Genomic DNA, 18,467 nt, shown 5'->3' on the forward strand with positions numbered 1-18,467 from the left:
GCTCGCCCGTCATGAGCGGCCCAGCGGGATGTCGATGCGGAGCGCGAAGACCCCGCCCTCCACGGCGGAGCGGGACGACCCTCCGAGTGCGCGAGCGCGCTCCTCGACGCCGAGCAGCCCGAAGCCCCGGGAGGCTCCCGGTGCCGCGACGGCCGTGACGGGATTGGTCACCGCCAGGCGCACCGACAGCGGGCCGGCCGTGATCGCGGCACGGACGGGCTCCCCGGCTCGACCGTGCTTGTAGGCGTTGACCAGCGCCTCCTCGACGATCCGGTAGACCGCTTCGTCGACCGCCGCGGACAGGTCGGGCAGATCCTCGGCCAGCTCGAGCTCGACGCGGAGCCCGCCGGCGGACAGGGTCGCCGCCAGCCGTGGGAGGGTCTCCCGGATCGACGCGGTCGGAGGGACGCGCGCGTCGCTCCGGCGCAGCTCGTTGAGGAGCTCGCGGATCTCGTCCATGATGCGCGCTGCGCTCTGCTCGATCAGGAGCAGCGAGTCCCTCGCGTTCTCCGGAGCCGAGCCCAGGGCCTCGGTCGCGACCCGGGCGTAGAGATTGATGACGGCGAGCTCGTGCCCGACCGCGTCGTGCAGGTCCCGCGCGGTGGCGAGCCTCTGCTCCGCGACCCGCGTCGCCGCCAGCGCCTCCCGCGTCCGCTCGGCTTCCGCGGCACGCCGGAGGGTGGCCGAGAGCAGCCGCTTCCGTGCCGTCAGCAGCTGCCCGATCGTGAGGGCGATCGCCATCGACGTCGCCATCAGGAGGGGGATCAGATGGAACACGGTCGTTCCGCGCACGAGGACGACCCCCGCCACGAAGACGGCCACCGCGATCGAGGCGGTCGCCACGGCCGCTCTCATCGTCATGGTCGAGAAGACCGCGGCACCGCTGACCGTCATCAGGAGGACCAGGCCCACCAGGGAGACCCGCGGCTCGAACCCGAACGCGAACGCGAGCGCGAGCGCGAGCGCACCGCCGAACGGGACCCAGGGCGCGCGCGAGCGGAGGAGGACCGAGAGCGTCAGCAGCACGAGGACGACGGACATGACCGGCGCCACCGGGAGCCAGGCGAACGCGATCTGCCACTCTCTCGGCTGGAAGAAGGTCAGGAAGAGGAAGGCACCCTGGATCAGCAGGGTCAGCGACCACCACACGGGTGCAGAACGCCCACGTCGGCGCCCGGCAGTGGGGGCACTGCGCATCTGCTCAGTCTAGTCGTCGACCCGCCGTCTCCGAGGGGCTCAGCGAGCGTCCTCCGGTCGCCTAGGCGAGGACCGCCAGCGCCGTCGACAGGATCCCGAGGACGACGCCTGCCCCGAGCAGGATCAGGCCGGTCAGGCGCAGCGCCCGCACCGCGTCGCTCCACCGGTGCAGGCGGATGCGGTGCGGATCCTCCTCGCGGTAGTGCACCTCCCGCTGGTCCGACCGCGTCGGCGTCAGCGGGTCCCCGGCGGACAGCGGACGCGATCGGACCTCGCCGGCCCGGGTCACCCAGTGCAGCGCGAGGGGCGGACCCTCCTCGAGGTAGGCGGTCGTCGTCAGCCAGCGTCCGTCGATCAGCGCCGCGACGAAAGCGGCGAGCAGGAACAGCACGCCGAGGGGGAGGGTGACCAGCGAGAGAGCCTCGGAGATCGTCTCCAGCATGCAGCGTCCCTCCGACCGGATCCGGTGCTGAGCGTACCGAGTCGGCGGCCGGCGCGTCCGCAGTGCAACGCGCCCCGCCGCCGAGCCCGCGGGCCTCAGCCCCAGGCGACCTCGAGGTCGACGACGAACGTCACTCCGAAGCGATCGCGCAGCATCCCGTAGAGGGGCGACCAGGCCGCCGGGGCCAGGGGCACGACGACCGCCGCCCCCTCCGAGAGGCCGTCCCAGAGGCGGTGCAGCTCGTCGGCGTCGGAGCCGCGCAGCGACACGAACACCGGGATCGTGCCCGGGTCGTAAGCCGTGTGCGCGGGGACGTCGTACGCCATGACGCGGAAGCCGGCCTCGGAGACGACCTGGCCCCACATCAGCTGGTCGGCCTCGTCGGGCGCGGTGACAGCGTTCGCGTCCGCGTAGGACATCGCGTCGACCCGGCCTCCCGTGACCGAGGCGTAGAACTCCAGCGCCTCGCGGGCCTGTCCGCGGAAGTTGAGGTGGGTCGTCGTGGTGATGCTCATGGTGCGCTCCTCGCAGTCGTGCCGGGTCGATCACCCGGTGCCCCGACGCTCCCAGGAGAAGAGGACGGTGACGGTCCTCTTCTCGGAATACCCTCGGGACGTGCCCACGACGACCGAGCGGCTCCTCCTGCTCCTCTCCCTCCTGCAGACCCGCCGCGACTGGCCGGGCGGAGTGCTCGCCGAGCGCCTGGGGATCGCGCCGCGCACGGTGCGTCGCGACGTCGACCGACTCCGCACGATGGGCTACCGGATCGACGCGGCGAAGGGCCCCGACGGCGGGTACCGGCTCGAGGCCGGCGCCGAGCTCCCGCCGCTGCTCTTCGACGACGAGCAGGTGCTCGCCCTCACCGCCGCCCTGCGCGCGCCGATCGCGGGGCTCGAGGAGGCGTCGGCCCGTGCGCTGGCGACGGTGCGGCAGGTCCTGCCCGCCCGGCTCCGGCCCCGAGCTGATGCGCTGCGCTTCACGGTCGCGGCGGCGCCGGCCCCCGCGGTCCCTCCGGAGCGGCTGGTCGCGGTCGCGGCGGCCGTCCGGGCCTCGGAGGTGCTCCGCTTCGCGTACGCGGAGGCGGTGCGCCGCGTCGAGCCCCACCACCTGGTCGCGCGTCAGGGCCGCTGGTACCTCATCGGCTTCGACCTCGACCGCGACGACTGGCGGGTGTTCCGCGTCGACCGGCTCGAGCCGCGCTCGCCCCGCGGTGCCCGCTTCCGCCGCCGGGCGCTGCCGGTCGGGAGTCCCGCCGAGTTCCTGGAGGCGCGGTTCCGCGGCGGAGCGCCCGGGGAGGGGTGGCCGTGCCGCGGCTCGGTGGTGCTGGAGGCGCCCGCCGCCGAGGTCCTGCCCTACGCGGGCGACGGGGAGGTGGAGGACCTCGGCGACGCGGGCTGCCGACTCGCCCTCGGCGCCTGGTCGTGGGAGGCGCTCGCCGCGTCGTTCGGCCGGTTCGACGCTCCGATGGCCGGGGCCGAGCCGCCCGAGCTGGCCGCCGCGTTCCGCGTGCTCGCGGAGCGGTACGCCGCGGCGGGAGCCTGACCGGACCGCGGCGGCCGTCCGGCGCCGCTACTTCACCGAGTACCGGGCGCTCCCCGTGCTGCCGTCCGCCGTCGTGACCGTCAGCGTCCAGCAGGTGCCCCGCTTCGCGGGCACCGTCCACGCCTTCACGTAGCGGTTCGTCGCGGTGTCGTAGCGGAGGCGTCCGGTCAGGGTGGTCGTCGGCGCTCCGGTGAGGACGGCGCCGGCGGTGCAGGAGGTCTGCTTCTGCGTGACGCTGCGCACGTCGGCGAGGGCGGAGTGGCGGAACGTTCCCGCGGAGGACGTCGAGGTCACCTGGAACGTCATGCCGGTCGCGGCTCCGGCGGCCACGCTCTTCACCGAGGTGCTGAGCCCGCCGATCGTCCACGGGGTCACGGTGTAGGACGCGGTGAGGGTCGAGACGTTGCCCGCCCGGTCGGTCGCGGTCGCCCGGTACACGTGCGGTCCGACGGAGCGGCCGCCGCCCGTGATCACGCAGTCGCCGGTGAGGCCCGAGAGCGCGTCGTCCGCGAGGCAGCGCGCCTCCGGGAGCACGGTGCCGAAGGGGTAGGACCCCTCGGGCCTCGACGTGAACGAGAGCTGCGGCTTCGTGGTGTCGATGGCGATGCCGCTGCGGGTCGTCGTGGCGCGGTTGCCCGCGTTGTCGACGGCGGTGCCGGTGACGCTCTGGCCGGGGCCCTCGCGCAGGATCCGCGCGGGGGTGCAGCTGCGGATCCCGGAGCCGCTGCCGTCGGCGCAGGAGAAGCCGACGGAGACGGGGGAGCGGAACCAGCCCGCGGCGTTCGGAGCCGTCGGCGCGGTCGTCGCGGCGATGGTGGGGACGCCGGTGTCGACGATCCGGTAGGTCGCGGCGGCGGTCGTGGTCAGTCCTCCGGGGTCGGTCCAGGTGCAGGTCGCCGTGCGGGTGCCGAGGCCGTTCACGAGCGTGCCGGTGACGACGGCCTCCTCGCTGAACGTTCCGCTCTCCGCATCCGTGATCGCGCAGGCGGCCCTCGGCTCCGAGCCCTTCTCGTAGGAGGCGCCGTCGGTGGCGGAGGCGACCGTCACGACGGGCGGGGTGTTCGCGGGGACCACGGTGACCGTGTGCGGCACGCCGGCCGTGGTGCCGTACGCGTTCCGCGCGCTCACCGTGAAGGTGGAGTCGCCTGCGGTGGTCGGCCTGCCCGAGACGACGCCCTCCGGCGAGAGGGCCACCCCCGCGGGAAGGGCGCCGGACGAGACCTCGAAGGTCGCAGCCGGGCCGGACGCCGTGAAGGTCGCGGAGTAGCGGGTCCCGGTCTTGACGAGCGTCTCGGCGGTGTCGGCGGTGAGGGTCGGCAGCGGGCCGATCGCGAAGGCGTGGTTGAAGCCGACCGCGATGCCGGTGGCGCCGGTGATCCCGGCCGGGACGTCCAGCTCCGTGTCGCCGTCGGGGTGCAGGGAGACGACGGTGCCGTCGGACGTCAGCAGGACGCTGAAGCCGATGCCGGCGGCGATCGCGGTGATGCCGCCGAGATCGGCGGGGACCCGCGGCAAGCCGGAGTCGGCGGGGTCGCCCCAGGTGACGACGGTGCCGTCCCGCTTCAGGGCGAGGCTGTGGGAGTAGCTGACCGAGACGGCGACGACGTCGCGGAGGCCTGCTGGGGCGGTGTACGCGCCCCTGTCGTCGCCGCCCCACGCCACGACCGTCCCGTCGGCGCGCAGCGCGAGGCTGTTCCAGCCGCCCGCGGCGAGCGCGACCACTCCGGAGAGACCCGCCGGCACGTCGGTCGCTCCGAACTGATCGGAGCCCCAGGCCGCCACGGTCCCGTCGCCCCGCAGAGCGAGGGTGTGGTAGCTGCCCGCGGCGACGGCGGTCACGCCGCCGAGTCCGGCCGGGACGTCGGTCTGGCCCCGGCGGTCGTCGCCCCACGCGACGACCGTCCCCTCCATCGTGAGGGCGATGCTGTGGAGGTACCCGGTCGAGATCGCGGTCACCTCGCGGAGCCCGGCCGGCACGTCCCGCTCGCCCTCCAGATCCGCTCCCCAGGCCTCGACGGTGCCGTCGGTGTGGAGCGCGAGGGTGTGGCTGTAGCTGCTCGCGACGTCCGTGAGGTCGGACATGCCCGCCGGCACGTCCCACTCCCCGTTGAGGTAGCGCCCCCAGGCGGCGACGCCGTTGGCGAGGTGGTCGTTCCCGACCGGCACCGGGTCCGGCTCGGCGGAGGCGAGGGGGGCCGCAGTGCCGGCGAGCAGCGCGACGGTCGCGGTCAGAGCGAGCAGAGTGCGGCGCAGACCCGCGGCGGTGCGGGCGGGGCGCGGAGAAGCGGGGTCGGTCACGGGCTCACGCTAGGGGCCGGCTCTCCTCCGCGGCGGGGGCGGGGGCGCCCTGTAGCGGACATGTCCTCTAGAGGGCGGAGCGCCGCTTCTCCAGGGCGGAGCCTGGCCCCTCGGGGCCCGCGGCGGAAGGGCTTGCCCGGATCCGCGGCGGGCGATTGGCTGGAGGGCAGGAGAGAGAGGTGTCACCATGACGCAGACCTTCCCCGCCTGGTTGCGGGATCAGCAGAAGAGGGACGACGAGGTCGGCCGCTTCGCGCAGGCCTTCGGCGGTCGCGACGACCTGCCCGAGCACGGCGGCCGCGCGATCTACGACGGCTACTTCGCCAGCGAGCCCGAGTCGGCGCAGGCCGATCTGGACCGCGCCTGGATGGAGTTCGAGGCGCACCCCGAGCCGTCCGCCACGTCCGACGAGCCGGAGGGACTCCGATGAGCGACCAGACCCCGAGCCCCGTCGAGGACCCGGACGACCAGTCCGACAAGCCGTCGCAGGCCGAGGGCGAGGACGAGCGCGACACCCCGCACGAGGTCCTGCCCGCCGAGGGCAAGCCCTCGAAGGCCGAGGGCTGAGCCGACGCCCTGAGCCGACGCACTGAGCCGACGCACTCCCCGGAGGGGCGCATCCTGCAGAGGGTGCGCCCCTCCGTCGCGTCAGCGCCCGGTGACCGCCAGCAGCTCGTGCGCCGCGGCGCTGTCCGGGTAGCGGGAGAGCACGCGCTCCAGATCGCGCCGAGCCGGAGCCGTGCGCCCGTCCGAGAGGAGCGTGCTCGCGCGCTCGAGCAGCGCCTCCGCCCGCAGCTCCACGGGCCGCGCACTGGTGACGGTCGGGCGCACCACGCGGTCGAACGCCTCGAGGGCGCCCTCGATCAGGCCGAGCTCGCGGAGAGCGACGCCGCGGCGGATGAGCACCGCGGCGGAGGCGGCGTCCACGTTCTCGACGGGCGCCGAGAACTCGGCCACGTCGCCCCAGCGGCGGCGGGCGGAGTAGAGGGAGGCGAGCGTCGACGCCGCGAGGGTCGACGGCTCCAGGGTCTCGACCGCCACGACCGCCGCGGCCGGATCCATCGGTGCTGCCAGCTCGGCGTAGAGCAGGCGCAGCGCCGGGGCGTCGAGCGGCACCTCCACGTCGAGGCCGCCGCTCAGCGGCAGGCGGACGGTCAGCGCGATCCCGTAGCGGCGGAGGAAGGAGTCGGCCGACGGGTCGTAGCGGATGCGCACCAGCCAGCCGGTGAGCCGCAGAGCGCGGTCGTCGTCCGCGGAGTGAAGGGCGTCGCGGACGAGCTCGACGACGGCCGCGAGGCGCGAGCCCTCGGGGGAGCCGGTGGTCGCCTCGTGCAGGTCCTCCGCCGGCGCTCCGGCGCGCACGAGCCGGAGCAGGGGCGCCTCCCACGCCGGAGCGAGGGCGGAGGGGCGCACGAGACCCGGCCCGCCGGGCATGCCGAGCCAGCCGGACAGCCGGGAGCGGTGGTCCTCGGGGGAGAGCGGGTCGCCGACCGCCCGGAGCCGGGGGCGCGTGAGGGCACGGAGCTCACCGCTCCGCCGGAAGCCGACTGCCACGGCCGATCCCCCTCCGCGTGCGACGGCGGCTGAGGACCGTCGATCCGCCGAGTCTACGGCGTCGCGCCCCGCCGTCACCCCCGAACGGGGAGCGACGCGCTGGCGGCGATCCCCCGCCTCCCGTCGTCGCCCCCCGGCGCTGTCAGGCGCCGATCGAGCCGGCCGTGCGCAGCGGCATCACGTCGGGCTTCTCGGCGGTGCTCGCGATCGTCACGACCGCCTTCTCCTCGTTCGAGCGGAGCACGGCGTCCATGATCTCGAGCACGTGCAGGGCCACGCGGCCGGAGGCGCGGTGCGGGCGGTCCTCCGCGATCGCCTCTGCGAGGTCGGCCAGTCCCACTCCGCGACCGGTGTCGATCACGCCGGCGGAGTCGGGGACGACCCGCCAGTCCTCGTCGCGGACGGCGACCTCGACCGGGTCCGAGAACATGTTCGGATCCGGGACCGAGATGGTGCCCTCGGTGCCGTAGACCTCGAACTTCGGGGCCCGGCTGCGCCAGACCTCGAAGCTCACGGTGACGGTCGTGGCGACTCCGCTCGCGTGCTCGAGCAGCGCGGTGATGTGCGTGTCGATCGTCACCTCGATCGGCGTGCCCGCCTTCGGCCCGGTCTCGATCGTGCGCGGGCGGTCGGAGCGGTTGGCCAGGCCCGTGACGCGGACGACCGGCCCGAAGAAGTGCACGAGCGCCGTCAGGTAGTACGGGCCCATGTCCAGCAGCGGGCCGCCGCCGGGCTGGTAGTAGAACTCGGGCGCCGGGTGCCAGCGCTCGTGGCCGGGAGCGGCCCAGTGCACCTGCGCGGCGATCGGGGTGCCGATCGCGCCGGAGTCGAGGGTGAGGCGCGCGGTCTGCACGCCGGTCCCGAGCACCGTGTCCGGGGCGCTCGCGAAGCGCAGGCCCAGCTCGTCCGCGAGGTCGAGCATCGGCGCGGCCTCGGCCGGGTTCAGCCCGAGCGGCTTCTCGGCGAAGACGTGCTTGCCCGCCTTCAGGGCGCGGGTGCCGATCTCGACGTGCGCCGCCGGGATCGTGAGGTTCAGCACCGCGTCGATCTCCGGGTCGTCGATCAGCGCGTCGACGGTGAGGGCGCGGACGCCCTGCTCGTCGGCGACCTGCTGCGCCCGCTCCTGGTTCAGGTCGGCGACCGCGACGAGGCGGAGGCCGGGGAAGGTCGGGAGGTTCGCGAGGTACTGCTCGCTGATCTTCCCGACGCCGATGATGCCGACTCTCAGCGGGACGCCCACAGCATTCCCCTCTCGATGATCGTGCGGACGTTGTCGTCCTGGAGGATCTCGACGCGGTGGCCCGGCGTCGAGACGAAGATGCGGCCCTCGCCCCAGAGGCGGGTCCAGATCGCGGGGGAGGTGATGGGGCGCTTCCACGGGTCCCACGGGCGGACGGCCTGCGTGGTCGTGGCGAGCACGTCGTTGTAGTCGTCGTGCAGCACCCAGTACTGCTCCGTGACCAGCTCGAAGTCGGAGATGCCCTGCGTGATCGGGTGGTCGGCGGCGAGGGCCGTCATCTCGATCGTGTGCGGCATGTAGTTGTCCGACTGCTCGCCGGTGCGCTCGTCCGGGTGCTTGCCGGGGTGCGAGGCGAACTGGCCGCCGATCAGCTGCAGGTAGTCGGAGTTGTCGCGGTAGGAGTCGGCGATCCCGCCGTGCCAGCCGGCGAGGCCCGTGCCGCGCTCGACCGCCGCGCGGAGGCCCAGGAACTCCTCCCACTGGATGGAGGTCATCGTGTTCGACTGCACGATCAGGTCGACCGTCCGCATGTAGGCCTCATCGGCGTACACGGCGGTCGACTCCTCGACGCGCACGTCGTAGCCGTTGTCGCGGAGGAACGGCAGGAACAGCTCGGTCGCCTCGACCGGTTGGTGGCCGTCCCAGCCCCCTCGGACGACGAGGGCCGTCTTGCCGGGAGTGGTCGGGGAGTGGTCGGTCATCGTCGTCCTCACGTGCGGGCGGATCGCTCCGCGGTTCGTCATCGAACAGGACTTGCGCAACTTCTGCGCGGGAGCCCCGGCGTCCGACCATCATGCACCGCGGTTCCCGGCGGGAGCAAGCCATCCGCGCGCCTGTCCAGTTGCGAAAGTCGGTATCCGCTACGGTGAGCACATGCCCGACCACGACGACGTCTCCGGAGCGACCACCCGCCCGACCATGGCGCTCATCGCCGAGCGCGCCGGGACCAGCGTCCCCACCGTCTCGAAGGTGCTCAACGGCGGCACCGACGTCTCGGAGGCGACCCGTCTGCGCGTGATGGAGGCGGCGCACGCGCTCGGCTACCGCCGCCGTCCGCGCCTGCGCCCGCCGGTCGAGGATCCGCACTCCGCCCAGATCGTCGACGTCGTCGTCGGCCACATCGGCGGCACCTGGATCGGCCCGGTCCTCGAGGGCATCGAGGCCGAGGCCTCCGCCGCCGGGGTCGACCTGGTGCTCACCCGCGCCCGCGACGACGGCGCCTGGATCAGCCGCCTCCTCCGCCGCCCCTCGCTCGGCGCCATCGTGGTGCTGGTCAACGTCTCGGCCGCGCAGCTGCACCTGCTGACCACCGCCGAGCTGCCCGTCGTCGTCGTCGACCCCAGCACGCGGCCGCCGGCCGACGTCGCGAGCGTCGGCGCGACCAACTGGGACGGGGGCCGCATGGCCGCCGAGCACCTCCTCGACGCCGGCCACACCCGCTTCGGCGTCCTCGGCGGCACCCGCACCCAGCTCTACAGCAGCGCCCGGATCGACGGCTTCACCACCGCGCTCCGCGCCGCCGGAGTCGAGGATCCGCGCGTCGCCTACTGCGACTGGGACCGCGAGCTGGCCCGCGAGGCCGCCGGGCTGATGCTCGCCGAGCCCGCCGCGCCGACCGCCTTCTTCGCCTGCTCCGACGTGATGGCGCTCGGCGTCTACGAGGCCGCCGACGACGCCGGCCTCCGCATCCCCCGCGACCTCAGCGTCATCGGCTTCGACGACGTCGAGGAGTCGGCCTGGGCGACCCCGCCGATGACCACGATCCAGCAGCCCATCGGCGAGATGGGCGCCATCGCCTTCCGGATGCTGCACCAGGCGCACCGGTCGGCGACCCCGCTCGCCTCGGGCGCCTCGGCCACCCGCATGGAGCTGGAGACGCGGCTGATCCGCCGCGCCTCCGTCGCACCCGTGCGCGTCTAGCGCCGCCCGCTCGCCCTCCCACCCCCGCCCCCTCGGGATCGATGCGTCACGAACGGCCCCTCTCCCGCGCCCGTGACGACCGTTCGTGACGCATCGACCCCGGTGGGCGCCGCGGTCCCGCGGCCCCCGCCCTCAGTGCCCCGCGCCGAGATTCCCGGCGAGGCGGCCGTGCATCCGGGTGGAGGCGTCGTTCATGCCCTCGATCACGGCGCGGGTGCCGTGGCGCTCGTACTTGGTGGTGACGGCGTCCAGCGCGGCGACGGTCGAGGCGTCCCAGATGTGGGAGCCGGAGAGGTCGATGACGACGTGCGCGGGGTCCTCCGCGTAGGAGAACTGCGTGGTGAGGTCGTTGCTGGAGGCGAAGAACAGCTCGCCGGTGACCGTGTAGTGGGCCGTCGATCCGTCGGCCGAGAGGGTGCGCTCGACGGTGGCGAAGTGGGCGACCCGGCGGGCGAAGACGACCATGGCGGCGAGGACGCCGACGACGACTCCGATCGCCAGGTTGTGGGTGAGGACGACCACGACGACCGTGGCGATCATGACGACCGTCTCGCCCACGGGCATCCGCTTCAGGGTCGACGGGCGGATGCTGTGCCAGTCGAACGTCGCCACCGAGACCATCACCATCACCGCGACCAGCGCGGCCATCGGGATGATCGCGACGAGGTCGCCGAGCGCGACGACGAGGATCAGGAGGAACACGCCGGCGAGGAAGGTCGAGATGCGGGTGCGGGCGCCGGACGCCTTCACGTTGATCATCGTCTGGCCGATCATCGCGCAGCCGCCCATGCCGCCGAACAGGCCGGAGAGCACGTTCGCGGCGCCCTGCCCGAGCGACTCGCGGGTCTTGCGGGAGGGGGTGTCGGTGATGTCGTCGACGAGCTTCGCGGTCATCAGCGACTCGAGGAGCCCGACGAGCGCCATCGCGACGGCGTACGGCGCGATGGTCGTGAAGGTCTCCCAGGTCAGCGGCACGTTCGGCACGAACAGCTCGGGGAGGCTGCGGGGCAGCTCGCCCTGATCGCCCACGGTGGGGACGGCGACCGCCGTGACGACGACCGCCGCGGTGATCAGGACGATGGCGACGAGAGGCGCCGGAACGGCCTTCGTCAGGCGCGGCATCACGACCATGATCACGATGCCGACGGCGACCAGCGGGTAGACCAGCCAGGGCACGCCGATCAGGTTGGGGATCTGCGCCGAGAAGATCAGGATCGCCAGCGCGTTCACGAATCCGACCATCACGCTGCGGGGGATGAAGCGCATGAGCTTCGCCACTCCGAGCAGCCCGAGCACGATCTGGAACACGCCCGCGAGGATCACCGTCGCGATGAAGTAGTCCATCCCGTAGTCGCGGGCGACGGGGGCGATCACGAGGGCGACGGCGCCGGTGGCGGCGGTGATCATCGCGGGGCGGCCGCCGAGGAAGGCGATCGACACGGCCATCACGAACGACGAGAAGAGGCCGACCCGCGGATCCACGCCCGCGATGATCGAGAACGAGATCGCCTCGGGGATGAGCGCGAGCGCGACCACGAGGCCGGCGAGGACCTCGCGGGTCAGGATGCGGGGGGTGCGCAGCGCCGTCATCACGGTGGGCTCGGCGTGCGGGCGGGCAGGGGTCTTCGAGGCGAGGGCCATTGCGGCGGCTCCAGGGAGTGGGAGGGGTGCTCGACGAGGAGCGCGGAGGGCTGCGGCATCGGGTCGGCGGAAGCGGGCGGGGATGCCAAGCTTGCAGAGGCGTGTCAGCAGCACGGGCAACCCTACCCTCACGTAAGGGTAGATCTGAAGGGGTGAGCAGGATCGGCACCATGCACATCGGCGAGCTCGCCGAGCGGACCGGCCTCTCGCTCCGGACCCTGCGCCACTACGACGAGATCGGCCTCGTGAAGGCGTCCGGCCGCACCGAGGGCGGCTTCCGCCTCTACACGTCCACCGACTACGACCGCCTGATCCTCATCCGCCGCATGAAGCCGCTCGGCTTCTCGCTGGAGGAGATGGCCGCGCTGCTCCGCGTGATCGACACCCTCGAGGCCGAGGGCGACGACGCGCCGGCCGAGGTCCGCGCGCAGCTCGACGCCTTCGTCGCGCAGGCCCGCGAGCGCCGCGAGGCGCTGAGCGCCCAACTCGCGATGGCCGACGAGTTCGTCGAGCTGCTCACCAGCCGCTGAGCCCGGCCGCCTGCGCGATCGATGCGTCGCGAACGGCTCCCACGCGGCTCCGATGACGACCTTTCGCGACGCATCGGATCCCCGGGAGCGCGGGAGAGCCGCTCAGGTCGCGCTCGCGTCGGGCAGCTGCTCCGGGCAGTCGCCGCCCGGCTCGGTGGCGAGCTCGAAGTGCCAGATCTCGTTCGCGTAGATCTGGCAGAGCCCGTAGTCGGTGCCGTGCTGCGCGAGCCAGCTGTCCGCGTCCGTGTAGCCGATGTCGACCGCGCCGCCGGTGAGGTGGGCGGAGGAGGTGACGGATGCGACGCGGCGGCCCGCCTCCTCCGCGCCGTACTCGCGGACGGCGTCGTCGACCAGCGCCTGCTGGTAGCGCTCGCTGCGCCAGCCGCTGGTCACCACGAAGGGCACCTCGTCGGCGGCCGCGTCCGCGGCGGCGGCCTGGACGGCCGCGCGCAGGGCGGGGTCGAGGCGGGCGATCGCCGGGAGGTCGTCGGCGAAGGGCGAGACCGACTCGCCCTCCTCGATGTAGCCGTCCTCGTCGCCGAGGGGGTCGGAGAGGAGCTCGGCCGCCGCGGGCGCGCTGCCGCGCCGCTCGCTCAGGAGGGCCCACGACGCCGCTCCGAGGAGGGCGGCGAGCAGGACGACGGCCAGGGAGGCGGCGATCACGGCGGAGCCGGCGCGGTGAGGGCGGTGAGGGGAGACGAAGGTGGAGCGCATGCAGCGAGCACACCAGGGGAGGGGTGACGGGAGCGTCAGGGCCGAGCAGACGCCGACCATACGCCGGGAGGGGGGAACCGCACCGTCACCGTGAGCCCGCCCTCGTCGCGGGCGTCGAGGCGCAGCTCGCCGTCGTGCACCTGGACGATCCGGGCGGCGAGCGCGAGCCCGAGCCCGGCGCCGCGCGGGCCCGCCCCGCCCGCGGTGCGTCCGGCGCCGCGCACGAAGGGCTCGGTCATCGCGGCGAGCAGCGCGTCGGGGACCACCGGTCCGGTGTTGACGACCGCGACCTCGACCGCTCCGTCGGGGGCCGTCCGCGTCGCGACGACCACCCGGCCGCCCTCCGGCACGTTGTGACGGACGCCGTTCAGCACGAGATTGCCGAGCAGCTGCCGCACCAGCACCGGATGCCCGTCGAACGAGCCCTCGCCCAGCTCGTCGATCACGACGATCCCGGAGGCCTCGGCCAGCGGGCGCAGCTCGTCGACGACGTCGGAGGCGGTCTCGGCGATGTCGACGGGCTCCCGGAGGAGCGGCTCGGACGAGTCGAGGGCCGCCAGGGCGAGCAGCGCCTCCACGATCTCGGTGCCCCGCCGGTTCGTCTCGTCGAGGCGCCGGAGCGTCTCGCCCGGGTCGCCGTTCCCGGGGTCGGCGAGGGCCGCGTCGAGGATGCTGCGCGCGATCGCCTGCGGGGTCCGCAGCTCGTGCGAGGCGTTCGCCGCGAACCTCCGCTGCTCCGCGAAGGAGCGCTCCAGCCGCTCGAGCATCGAGTCGAAGGCGTCGGCGAGCAGGCCGAACTCGTCGGGTCGGCCCCCGAGCCCGACCCGCCGGTCGAGCGAGCCGGCGGCCACCTCCCGGGCGACCGCGCTGATCCTCGCCAGCGGGCGCAGGATCCGCCCGGCGAGGAACCAGCCGCCGATCAGCCCCACCACCGCCAGGGCGAGGAGCACCTGCCACACCCGCGGGAGGAGCGCCTCGATCAGGTCCGTGCGGCTCGGCACGAAGGGGCCGCCCGCGTCGATCTGCTCGTCGGGCACGAAGCGGAGGACGTAGAACAGCAGGGCGATGAGCGCTCCGCCCGCGACGAGGAGGAACCCCGCGTAGCTGAGGGTGAGGCGGAGGCGGACGCTCACGGTGCCGTGGCGCCGGGGTCGACCATCCCGTAGCCGACGCCCGGCTCGGTGCGGACGACCCAGGGGTCGCCGAGCCGCTTGCGCAGCGAGGAGATCGTGATGCGGACGGCGTTGGTGAACGGATCGGCGTTCGCGTCCCAGGCCCGCTCGAGCAGCGTCTCGGCGCTCACGATCCCGCCGCGCGCGGCCATCAGGACCTCGAGCACGGCGAACTCCTTGCGCGTCAGCGCCACGTAGCGGTCGCCGCGGTAGACCTCGCGGCGGAAAGGATCGAGCCGGAGCCCGGCGAACTCCAGCACCGGGGGCGCGCCCTCGGCCGGCCGGCGCGCGACGGCCCGCAGGCGCATCACCACCTCGCGGAGGGCGAAGGGCTTGGTGATGTAGTCGTCCGCCCCGAGCTCGAAGCCGCGCACCTTCTCGTCGAGCCGGTCCGCCGCGGTCACCATCAGCACCCGCACCGGCAGCGCGTCCGCGACGATCCGCCGCAGCACCTCGTCGCCGGGGATGCCGGGCAGGTCGCGGTCGAGCAGCACGGCGTCGTAGTCGGTGACCGCCAGCTGCTCGAGGGCCGTCTCGCCGTCGGGAGCGATGTCGGCCGCGATCGCCTCGAGGCGCAGCCCGTCGCGCACCGCCTCGGCGAGGTAGGGCTCGTCCTCGACGATCAGCACGCGCATGCCGTCATGCTACGGACCGGGGCGTATGGCGGGCGTCTGGTCTCCCGGGGCTCGCTCCCCGCACTCTGCTCCCCGGCGTCTGCTCGTGGCCGCGTCAGCCGAGCACGCGGATCGGCGCTCCCGAGACCCAGGCGCGGATGCACTCCAGCGAGTCGGCGAAGAAGCGTCGGTAGGTGTCCTCCGTGACGTAGCCCAGGTGCGGGCTGAGCACGGTGCGCGGGGCGCTGCGCCAGGGGGAGTCCGAGGGGAGCGGCTCCTCGTCGTGCACGTCGAGGGCCGCGCCGCCGAGCGCGCCCCGGTGCAGGGTGTCGAGGAGGGCGGGTCCGTCGACGAGGGCCGAGCGGGCCGTGTTCACCAGCAGAGCGGTCGGCTTCATCGCGGCGAGCTCGTCCTCGCCGATCAGGCCGCGCGAGCCGGGAGTGAGGCGGGCGTGCAGGCTGACCACGTCGGAGGTCGCGAGCAGCTCCTCCTTCGACACTGCGGAGGCCCCGGCGGCGACGGCCCGCTCGGTGTCGAGGTGCGGGCTCCACGCCACCACGTCCATCCCGAACGCCGCGCCGACCCGGGCCACCCGCGAGCCGATCGCCCCCAGCCCGAGGAGGCCGAGCCGGCGCCCGGCGAGGTCACCGCCGATCGTCCGCTGCCAGCCTCCCTCGCGCACGGAGCGGTCCTCTTCGGGCAGGTGCCGCAGGGCGGCGAGGATCAGCGCCCAGGTGAGCTCGGCCGCGCCGGTGGTGCCTCCGGAGGCTCCGCTGGACACCACGACGCCCGCGCGGGAGGCGGCGGCGAGGTCGATCGCCGAGTTCGCCCGGCCGGTGGTGACGAGCAGGCGGAGGGAGGGGAGCGCCGACAGCACCGCCTCGTCGAAGCGGGTGCGCTCGCGCATCGCGACGACCACGTCGAACGGCGCGAGCGCGGCGACCACCTCCTCCGCGGTGCCGAGGTGCTCGCGCAGCACCGAGACCTCGGCTCCGCCCGGCACGTCCGTCCAGTCGACGGCGCGGCCGGCGACCCCCTGGTAGTCGTCGAGGACGGCGATGCGGATCGGACCGGGCACGGTGGGCTCCTTCGGACGGACGGACGGACGGACGGACGGACGGACGGGCGGGCGGGCGGTTCGGCGGCGGCGCGGATCAGGCGAGCGCCGACGGCAGCACGACGAGCAGCAGCCAGCAGATCGCCGGCGCGATCGCGACCACGATCCCCGCGTTGACCAGCAGCTGACGGTAGAACCGGCCCCTGTCGATGTTCTGCGCGTTGGCCAGCACCAGGGCGCCGTTCGTCGAGAACGGCGACACGTCGACCACGGTCGCCGCGATCGAGAGCGCGGCCACGACCCCGACCACCGGCAGCTCCCCGAGCTGCAGCAGCGGCAGCGAGAGGGGGATGATCGCGGCCAGCAGCGCCGTCGAGGAGGCGAAGGCGGAGGAGATGCCGATCACGTAGCAGAGCACCAGCGCCACCAGGAGGGGCGCCCCGATGAGCAGCGCCATGTCGGCGAGGTCGTCGATCGTGCCGAGCTCCTCGAGCATCGCGATGTAGGTCACCATGCCGGCCACCAGCAGCACGGTCGGCCAGCTGATCCCGGCGATCGACCGGCTCGTGTTCTTCAGGTCGGTGAAGGAGAGGAGGACGCCCGCCGCGATCGCGACGAAGCTGATGGGCTGGTGCAGGACGAGCACGATCAGCAGGATCGCGGCGATCAGCACCAGCGTGAGCAGGCGGGTGCGGGTGAGCGGGATCCGCTCGGCCTCGACGGCGTTCGGCCCGACCGTGCGGATGGAGCCGGTGGCCGTGTACTCGAGGGTGCGGACGCGGGAGGCGACGGCGTAGACGACGACGGTGAGCACCGAGAGGAGCGTGTTGATCCCGAAGCTGGAGAGGAACAGCTGCCACGGGTCGAGCGTGAGGCCGGCGTCCTCGACGATGCCGCGGACGAGCACACCCGAGACCGAGATGGGGGAGAAGGCTCCGGCGTGGGCGCCGTTGATGGTCATGATGCCCATGACGAGGGGGCTCATCCGGGTGCGGCCGGCGAAGCTCATCGCGGCGGGGGCGATCAGCGCGACCGCGGCCGGACTGAAGGTGCCGAGCGAGGTGAGGAAGGCCGCGACGAGGAAGAACACCCACGGGATGAGGTAGACCCGGCCGCGCACGGCCCGGATGCAGGCGTTCACCATCAGGTCGATGGTGCCGTTCTGCTTCGCCATGCCGAAGAAGTAGGTCACGCCGATGATGGTGAGGACGATCGACGCCGGGAAGACCTCGAGGATCTCCTTGTCGTCGTAGCCGAATGCGATCGCGCCGACGAGGAAGGCTCCGATGAAGCCGAGGAAGCCGATGTTGATCGGGAACACGGTCGCGATGACGAACATCACGACGAGGCCGATGAGGGGGATGATCTCGATAGACGACACTGTCTTCTCCTGATTGGTGCTGACGGTAGCGCGTCAGCGCGCGAGGGTCTGGTGGGTGAGCAGCTCGGAGTCGGCGATCCGGCGGGCCGCGCGCTGCAGGAGCACGCGGGTGGTGCCGGCGTCGGCCTGCACCTCGCAGCGGAGGGGGCCGCCGAGGGTGCCGATGCGCAGGGCGGTGGTCGACGGATCGACCCCCGTCGCGGTGAGGACGGAGCCGTCGACGCCGGCCGCGAGGGCCACGGCGACGGCGCTGGTGAGGCCGATGGTCGGGTGCGGGGCGTTCATCGAGAGCATCCGCACCGAGACGTCGTAGTCGGCGGCGGCGACGTGCTCGCCGAGCGAGGTGACGTAGTCGACGGCCGGGCCGACGACTCCGACCTTGGGCACCGCGTCGCCGGCCGCCTCGACCGACGGAGCCAGCCCCATCGCGACCGCGGCGTGCGCGCGGATCCGGCGCAGCAGCGGCACGTGGGCGAGCAGGTCGATCTCGCCGGCCGCCGGTCCGAGGCCGAGGGCGCTCGCCGCGACGAGCACGACGGGGGCGCCGGCGTCGGCGAGGGTGACCTCGAGCTCCCGTCCGTCGACCGCGAGCGTGGTGAGCGGGCCGCCGCCGGGCCAGAGCGAGCCGGTGGAGGAGCCGGCCGGGTCGACGAACGCCAGGTCGACCGCCGTGCCGGTCCCGCGGACGCCGGGGACCGAGACCTCCTCGGAGGAGCCGCCGGCCACGCGGGCGTCGACGACCGCCGAGGTGTTGAGGTTGCGCATCCGCACGCCGGTGAAGCCGTTCTCGTCGCGGGGGAGGCCGAACTGCTCGACCGCCCAGAGGGCGACGGCGGTGGCGCAGTTGCCGCAGTTGCTGCCCCACTCGACGACGTGGGCGCCGATCGCGACCTGGGCGAACAGGTAGTCGATGTCGATGCCGGGCTCGGTGCTGCGGCCGACGACGACCGCCTTCGAGGTGACGGAGGTGCCGCCGCCCACGCCGTCGAGCTGGCGGGGGTCGTCGGCGCCGAAGAGCTCGATGAGGAGCTCGGCGAGGGCGTCCCGATCGGCGGGGACGGCGTCGCGATCGAAGAGCCAGCACTTGCTGGTGCCTCCTCGCATGAGGGTGGCGGGAATGCGCACGGTGCCTCCTGAGCGTCGGTGATGGGCTCACGCTACGAAT

19 protein-coding genes are annotated in these 18,467 nt (G+C 73.7%); 5 read left to right on the forward strand and 14 right to left on the reverse strand.

The annotated features are described in order from the left end of the window. Positions 1–9: 9 nt before the first annotated feature. From GSU40_RS01830 to GSU40_RS01840, 3 genes are all read right to left on the reverse strand, one after another. Positions 10–1,197 carry a histidine kinase gene (locus GSU40_RS01830; RefSeq protein ID WP_160033300.1) on the reverse strand — a complete coding sequence of 396 codons (1,188 nt, stop codon included), beginning with the start codon at positions 1,195–1,197 and terminating at the stop codon, positions 10–12. A 61-nt stretch (positions 1,198–1,258) separates the two neighbouring features. Continuing rightward, on the reverse strand, positions 1,259–1,639 hold the full coding sequence (locus GSU40_RS01835; protein WP_104267914.1) for a hypothetical protein: 381 nt from the start codon (positions 1,637–1,639) through the stop codon (positions 1,259–1,261). A gap of 95 nt (positions 1,640–1,734) precedes the next feature. Next, positions 1,735–2,154: a VOC family protein gene (locus tag GSU40_RS01840; RefSeq protein WP_104224302.1), complete on the reverse strand. Its 420-nt coding sequence runs from the start codon at positions 2,152–2,154 to the stop codon at positions 1,735–1,737. A gap of 100 nt (positions 2,155–2,254) precedes the next feature. Between GSU40_RS01840 and GSU40_RS01845 the strand changes: the two genes are divergently transcribed. Then, complete coding sequence (locus GSU40_RS01845) at positions 2,255–3,181, forward strand: WYL domain-containing protein (protein ID WP_244229559.1); 927 nt, start codon at positions 2,255–2,257, stop codon at positions 3,179–3,181. Positions 3,182–3,208: 27 nt separating this feature from the next. Here the strand turns inward: GSU40_RS01845 and GSU40_RS01850 are convergent, their stop codons facing one another. Then, positions 3,209–5,479: a PxKF domain-containing protein gene (locus GSU40_RS01850; RefSeq protein WP_160033302.1), complete on the reverse strand. Its 2,271-nt coding sequence runs from the start codon at positions 5,477–5,479 to the stop codon at positions 3,209–3,211. Between the two features lie 187 nt (positions 5,480–5,666). Here GSU40_RS01850 and GSU40_RS01855 point away from each other — a divergent pair, with 187 nt between their 5' ends. Together GSU40_RS01855 and GSU40_RS01860 are read left to right on the forward strand one after the other, a co-directional pair. Beyond that, positions 5,667–5,909 carry a hypothetical protein gene (locus GSU40_RS01855; RefSeq protein ID WP_104227148.1) on the forward strand — a complete coding sequence of 81 codons (243 nt, stop codon included), beginning with the start codon at positions 5,667–5,669 and terminating at the stop codon, positions 5,907–5,909. Beyond that, positions 5,906–6,046: a hypothetical protein gene (locus tag GSU40_RS01860; RefSeq protein WP_159940045.1), complete on the forward strand. Its 141-nt coding sequence runs from the start codon at positions 5,906–5,908 to the stop codon at positions 6,044–6,046. The genes GSU40_RS01855 and GSU40_RS01860 overlap by 4 nt, the downstream gene beginning before the upstream one ends. Positions 6,047–6,127: 81 nt before the next feature. Here the strand turns inward: GSU40_RS01860 and GSU40_RS01865 are convergent, their stop codons facing one another. The 3 genes from GSU40_RS01865 to GSU40_RS01875 all read right to left on the reverse strand — a co-directional run bounded on the left by GSU40_RS01865 (position 6,128) and on the right by GSU40_RS01875 (position 8,974). Further along, positions 6,128–7,033, reverse strand: coding sequence for a tetratricopeptide repeat protein (locus GSU40_RS01865; protein WP_160033304.1), 906 nt, complete (start codon positions 7,031–7,033; stop codon positions 6,128–6,130). Between the two features lie 142 nt (positions 7,034–7,175). Continuing rightward, a complete protein-coding gene (locus GSU40_RS01870) occupies positions 7,176–8,273 on the reverse strand; it encodes a Gfo/Idh/MocA family oxidoreductase (RefSeq protein WP_160033306.1) in 1,098 nt (365 codons plus the stop codon). Further along, entirely contained in the window at positions 8,258–8,974 is a 717-nt protein-coding gene (locus GSU40_RS01875; RefSeq protein ID WP_104224320.1) for a ThuA domain-containing protein, read from the reverse strand. The genes GSU40_RS01870 and GSU40_RS01875 overlap by 16 nt, the downstream gene beginning before the upstream one ends. A gap of 172 nt (positions 8,975–9,146) precedes the next feature. Between GSU40_RS01875 and GSU40_RS01880 the strand changes: the two genes are divergently transcribed. Continuing rightward, on the forward strand, positions 9,147–10,193 hold the full coding sequence (locus GSU40_RS01880; RefSeq protein WP_160033308.1) for a LacI family DNA-binding transcriptional regulator: 1,047 nt from the start codon (positions 9,147–9,149) through the stop codon (positions 10,191–10,193). 132 nt (positions 10,194–10,325) lie between these two features. Here the strand turns inward: GSU40_RS01880 and GSU40_RS01885 are convergent, their stop codons facing one another. Next, positions 10,326–11,834 (reverse strand): SulP family inorganic anion transporter, encoded by a 1,509-nt coding sequence (locus tag GSU40_RS01885; RefSeq protein WP_104247742.1) that lies wholly within the window; start codon positions 11,832–11,834, stop codon positions 10,326–10,328. Positions 11,835–12,004: 170 nt separating this feature from the next. Here GSU40_RS01885 and GSU40_RS01890 point away from each other — a divergent pair, with 170 nt between their 5' ends. Next, positions 12,005–12,364 (forward strand): MerR family transcriptional regulator, encoded by a 360-nt coding sequence (locus GSU40_RS01890; RefSeq protein WP_104227142.1) that lies wholly within the window; start codon positions 12,005–12,007, stop codon positions 12,362–12,364. 102 nt (positions 12,365–12,466) lie between these two features. Here the strand turns inward: GSU40_RS01890 and GSU40_RS01895 are convergent, their stop codons facing one another. The 6 genes from GSU40_RS01895 to GSU40_RS01920 form a co-directional block, all read right to left on the reverse strand. Then, positions 12,467–13,078, reverse strand: coding sequence for a D-alanyl-D-alanine carboxypeptidase family protein (locus GSU40_RS01895; RefSeq protein WP_160033310.1), 612 nt, complete (start codon positions 13,076–13,078; stop codon positions 12,467–12,469). Between the two features lie 35 nt (positions 13,079–13,113). Further along, on the reverse strand, positions 13,114–14,211 hold the full coding sequence (locus GSU40_RS01900) for a HAMP domain-containing sensor histidine kinase (RefSeq protein WP_160033312.1): 1,098 nt from the start codon (positions 14,209–14,211) through the stop codon (positions 13,114–13,116). Next, on the reverse strand, positions 14,208–14,885 hold the full coding sequence (locus GSU40_RS01905; protein WP_160033314.1) for a response regulator transcription factor: 678 nt from the start codon (positions 14,883–14,885) through the stop codon (positions 14,208–14,210). The genes GSU40_RS01900 and GSU40_RS01905 overlap by 4 nt, the downstream gene beginning before the upstream one ends. Positions 14,886–14,979: 94 nt before the next feature. Then, the gene (locus GSU40_RS01910) at positions 14,980–15,942 is read right to left on the reverse strand and encodes a D-2-hydroxyacid dehydrogenase family protein (RefSeq protein WP_160033316.1); all 963 of its coding nucleotides are present in this window, start codon (positions 15,940–15,942) and stop codon (positions 14,980–14,982) included. A 76-nt stretch (positions 15,943–16,018) separates the two neighbouring features. Beyond that, entirely contained in the window at positions 16,019–17,302 is a 1,284-nt protein-coding gene (locus GSU40_RS01915) for an SLC13 family permease (protein WP_160033318.1), read from the reverse strand. Positions 17,303–17,335: 33 nt separating this feature from the next. Further along, positions 17,336–18,427, reverse strand: a complete 1,092-nt coding sequence (locus GSU40_RS01920; protein WP_104314125.1) for a PrpF domain-containing protein — start codon at positions 18,425–18,427, stop codon at positions 17,336–17,338. Between the last annotated feature and the right edge of the window lie 40 nt (positions 18,428–18,467).

Source organism: Rathayibacter sp. VKM Ac-2805 (assembly GCF_009834265.1).
Lineage (GTDB): Bacteria > Actinomycetota > Actinomycetes > Actinomycetales > Microbacteriaceae > Rathayibacter.

Coding starts and splice junctions, on each gene's coding strand:
- GSU40_RS01890 (WP_104227142.1), top strand. CDS start 12,005: ATGCACATCGGCGAGCTCGCCGAGCGGACCGGCCTCTCGCTCCGGACC.
- GSU40_RS01885 (WP_104247742.1), bottom strand. CDS start 11,834: ATGGCCCTCGCCTCGAAGACCCCTGCCCGCCCGCACGCCGAGCCCACC.
- GSU40_RS01830 (WP_160033300.1), bottom strand. CDS start 1,197: ATGCGCAGTGCCCCCACTGCCGGGCGCCGACGTGGGCGTTCTGCACCC.
- GSU40_RS01875 (WP_104224320.1), bottom strand. CDS start 8,974: ATGACCGACCACTCCCCGACCACTCCCGGCAAGACGGCCCTCGTCGTC.
- GSU40_RS01860 (WP_159940045.1), top strand. CDS start 5,906: ATGAGCGACCAGACCCCGAGCCCCGTCGAGGACCCGGACGACCAGTCC.
- GSU40_RS01835 (WP_104267914.1), bottom strand. CDS start 1,639: ATGCTGGAGACGATCTCCGAGGCTCTCTCGCTGGTCACCCTCCCCCTC.
- GSU40_RS01840 (WP_104224302.1), bottom strand. CDS start 2,154: ATGAGCATCACCACGACGACCCACCTCAACTTCCGCGGACAGGCCCGC.
- GSU40_RS01880 (WP_160033308.1), top strand. CDS start 9,147: ATGCCCGACCACGACGACGTCTCCGGAGCGACCACCCGCCCGACCATG.
- GSU40_RS01895 (WP_160033310.1), bottom strand. CDS start 13,078: ATGCGCTCCACCTTCGTCTCCCCTCACCGCCCTCACCGCGCCGGCTCC.
- GSU40_RS01905 (WP_160033314.1), bottom strand. CDS start 14,885: ATGCGCGTGCTGATCGTCGAGGACGAGCCCTACCTCGCCGAGGCGGTG.
- GSU40_RS01855 (WP_104227148.1), top strand. CDS start 5,667: ATGACGCAGACCTTCCCCGCCTGGTTGCGGGATCAGCAGAAGAGGGAC.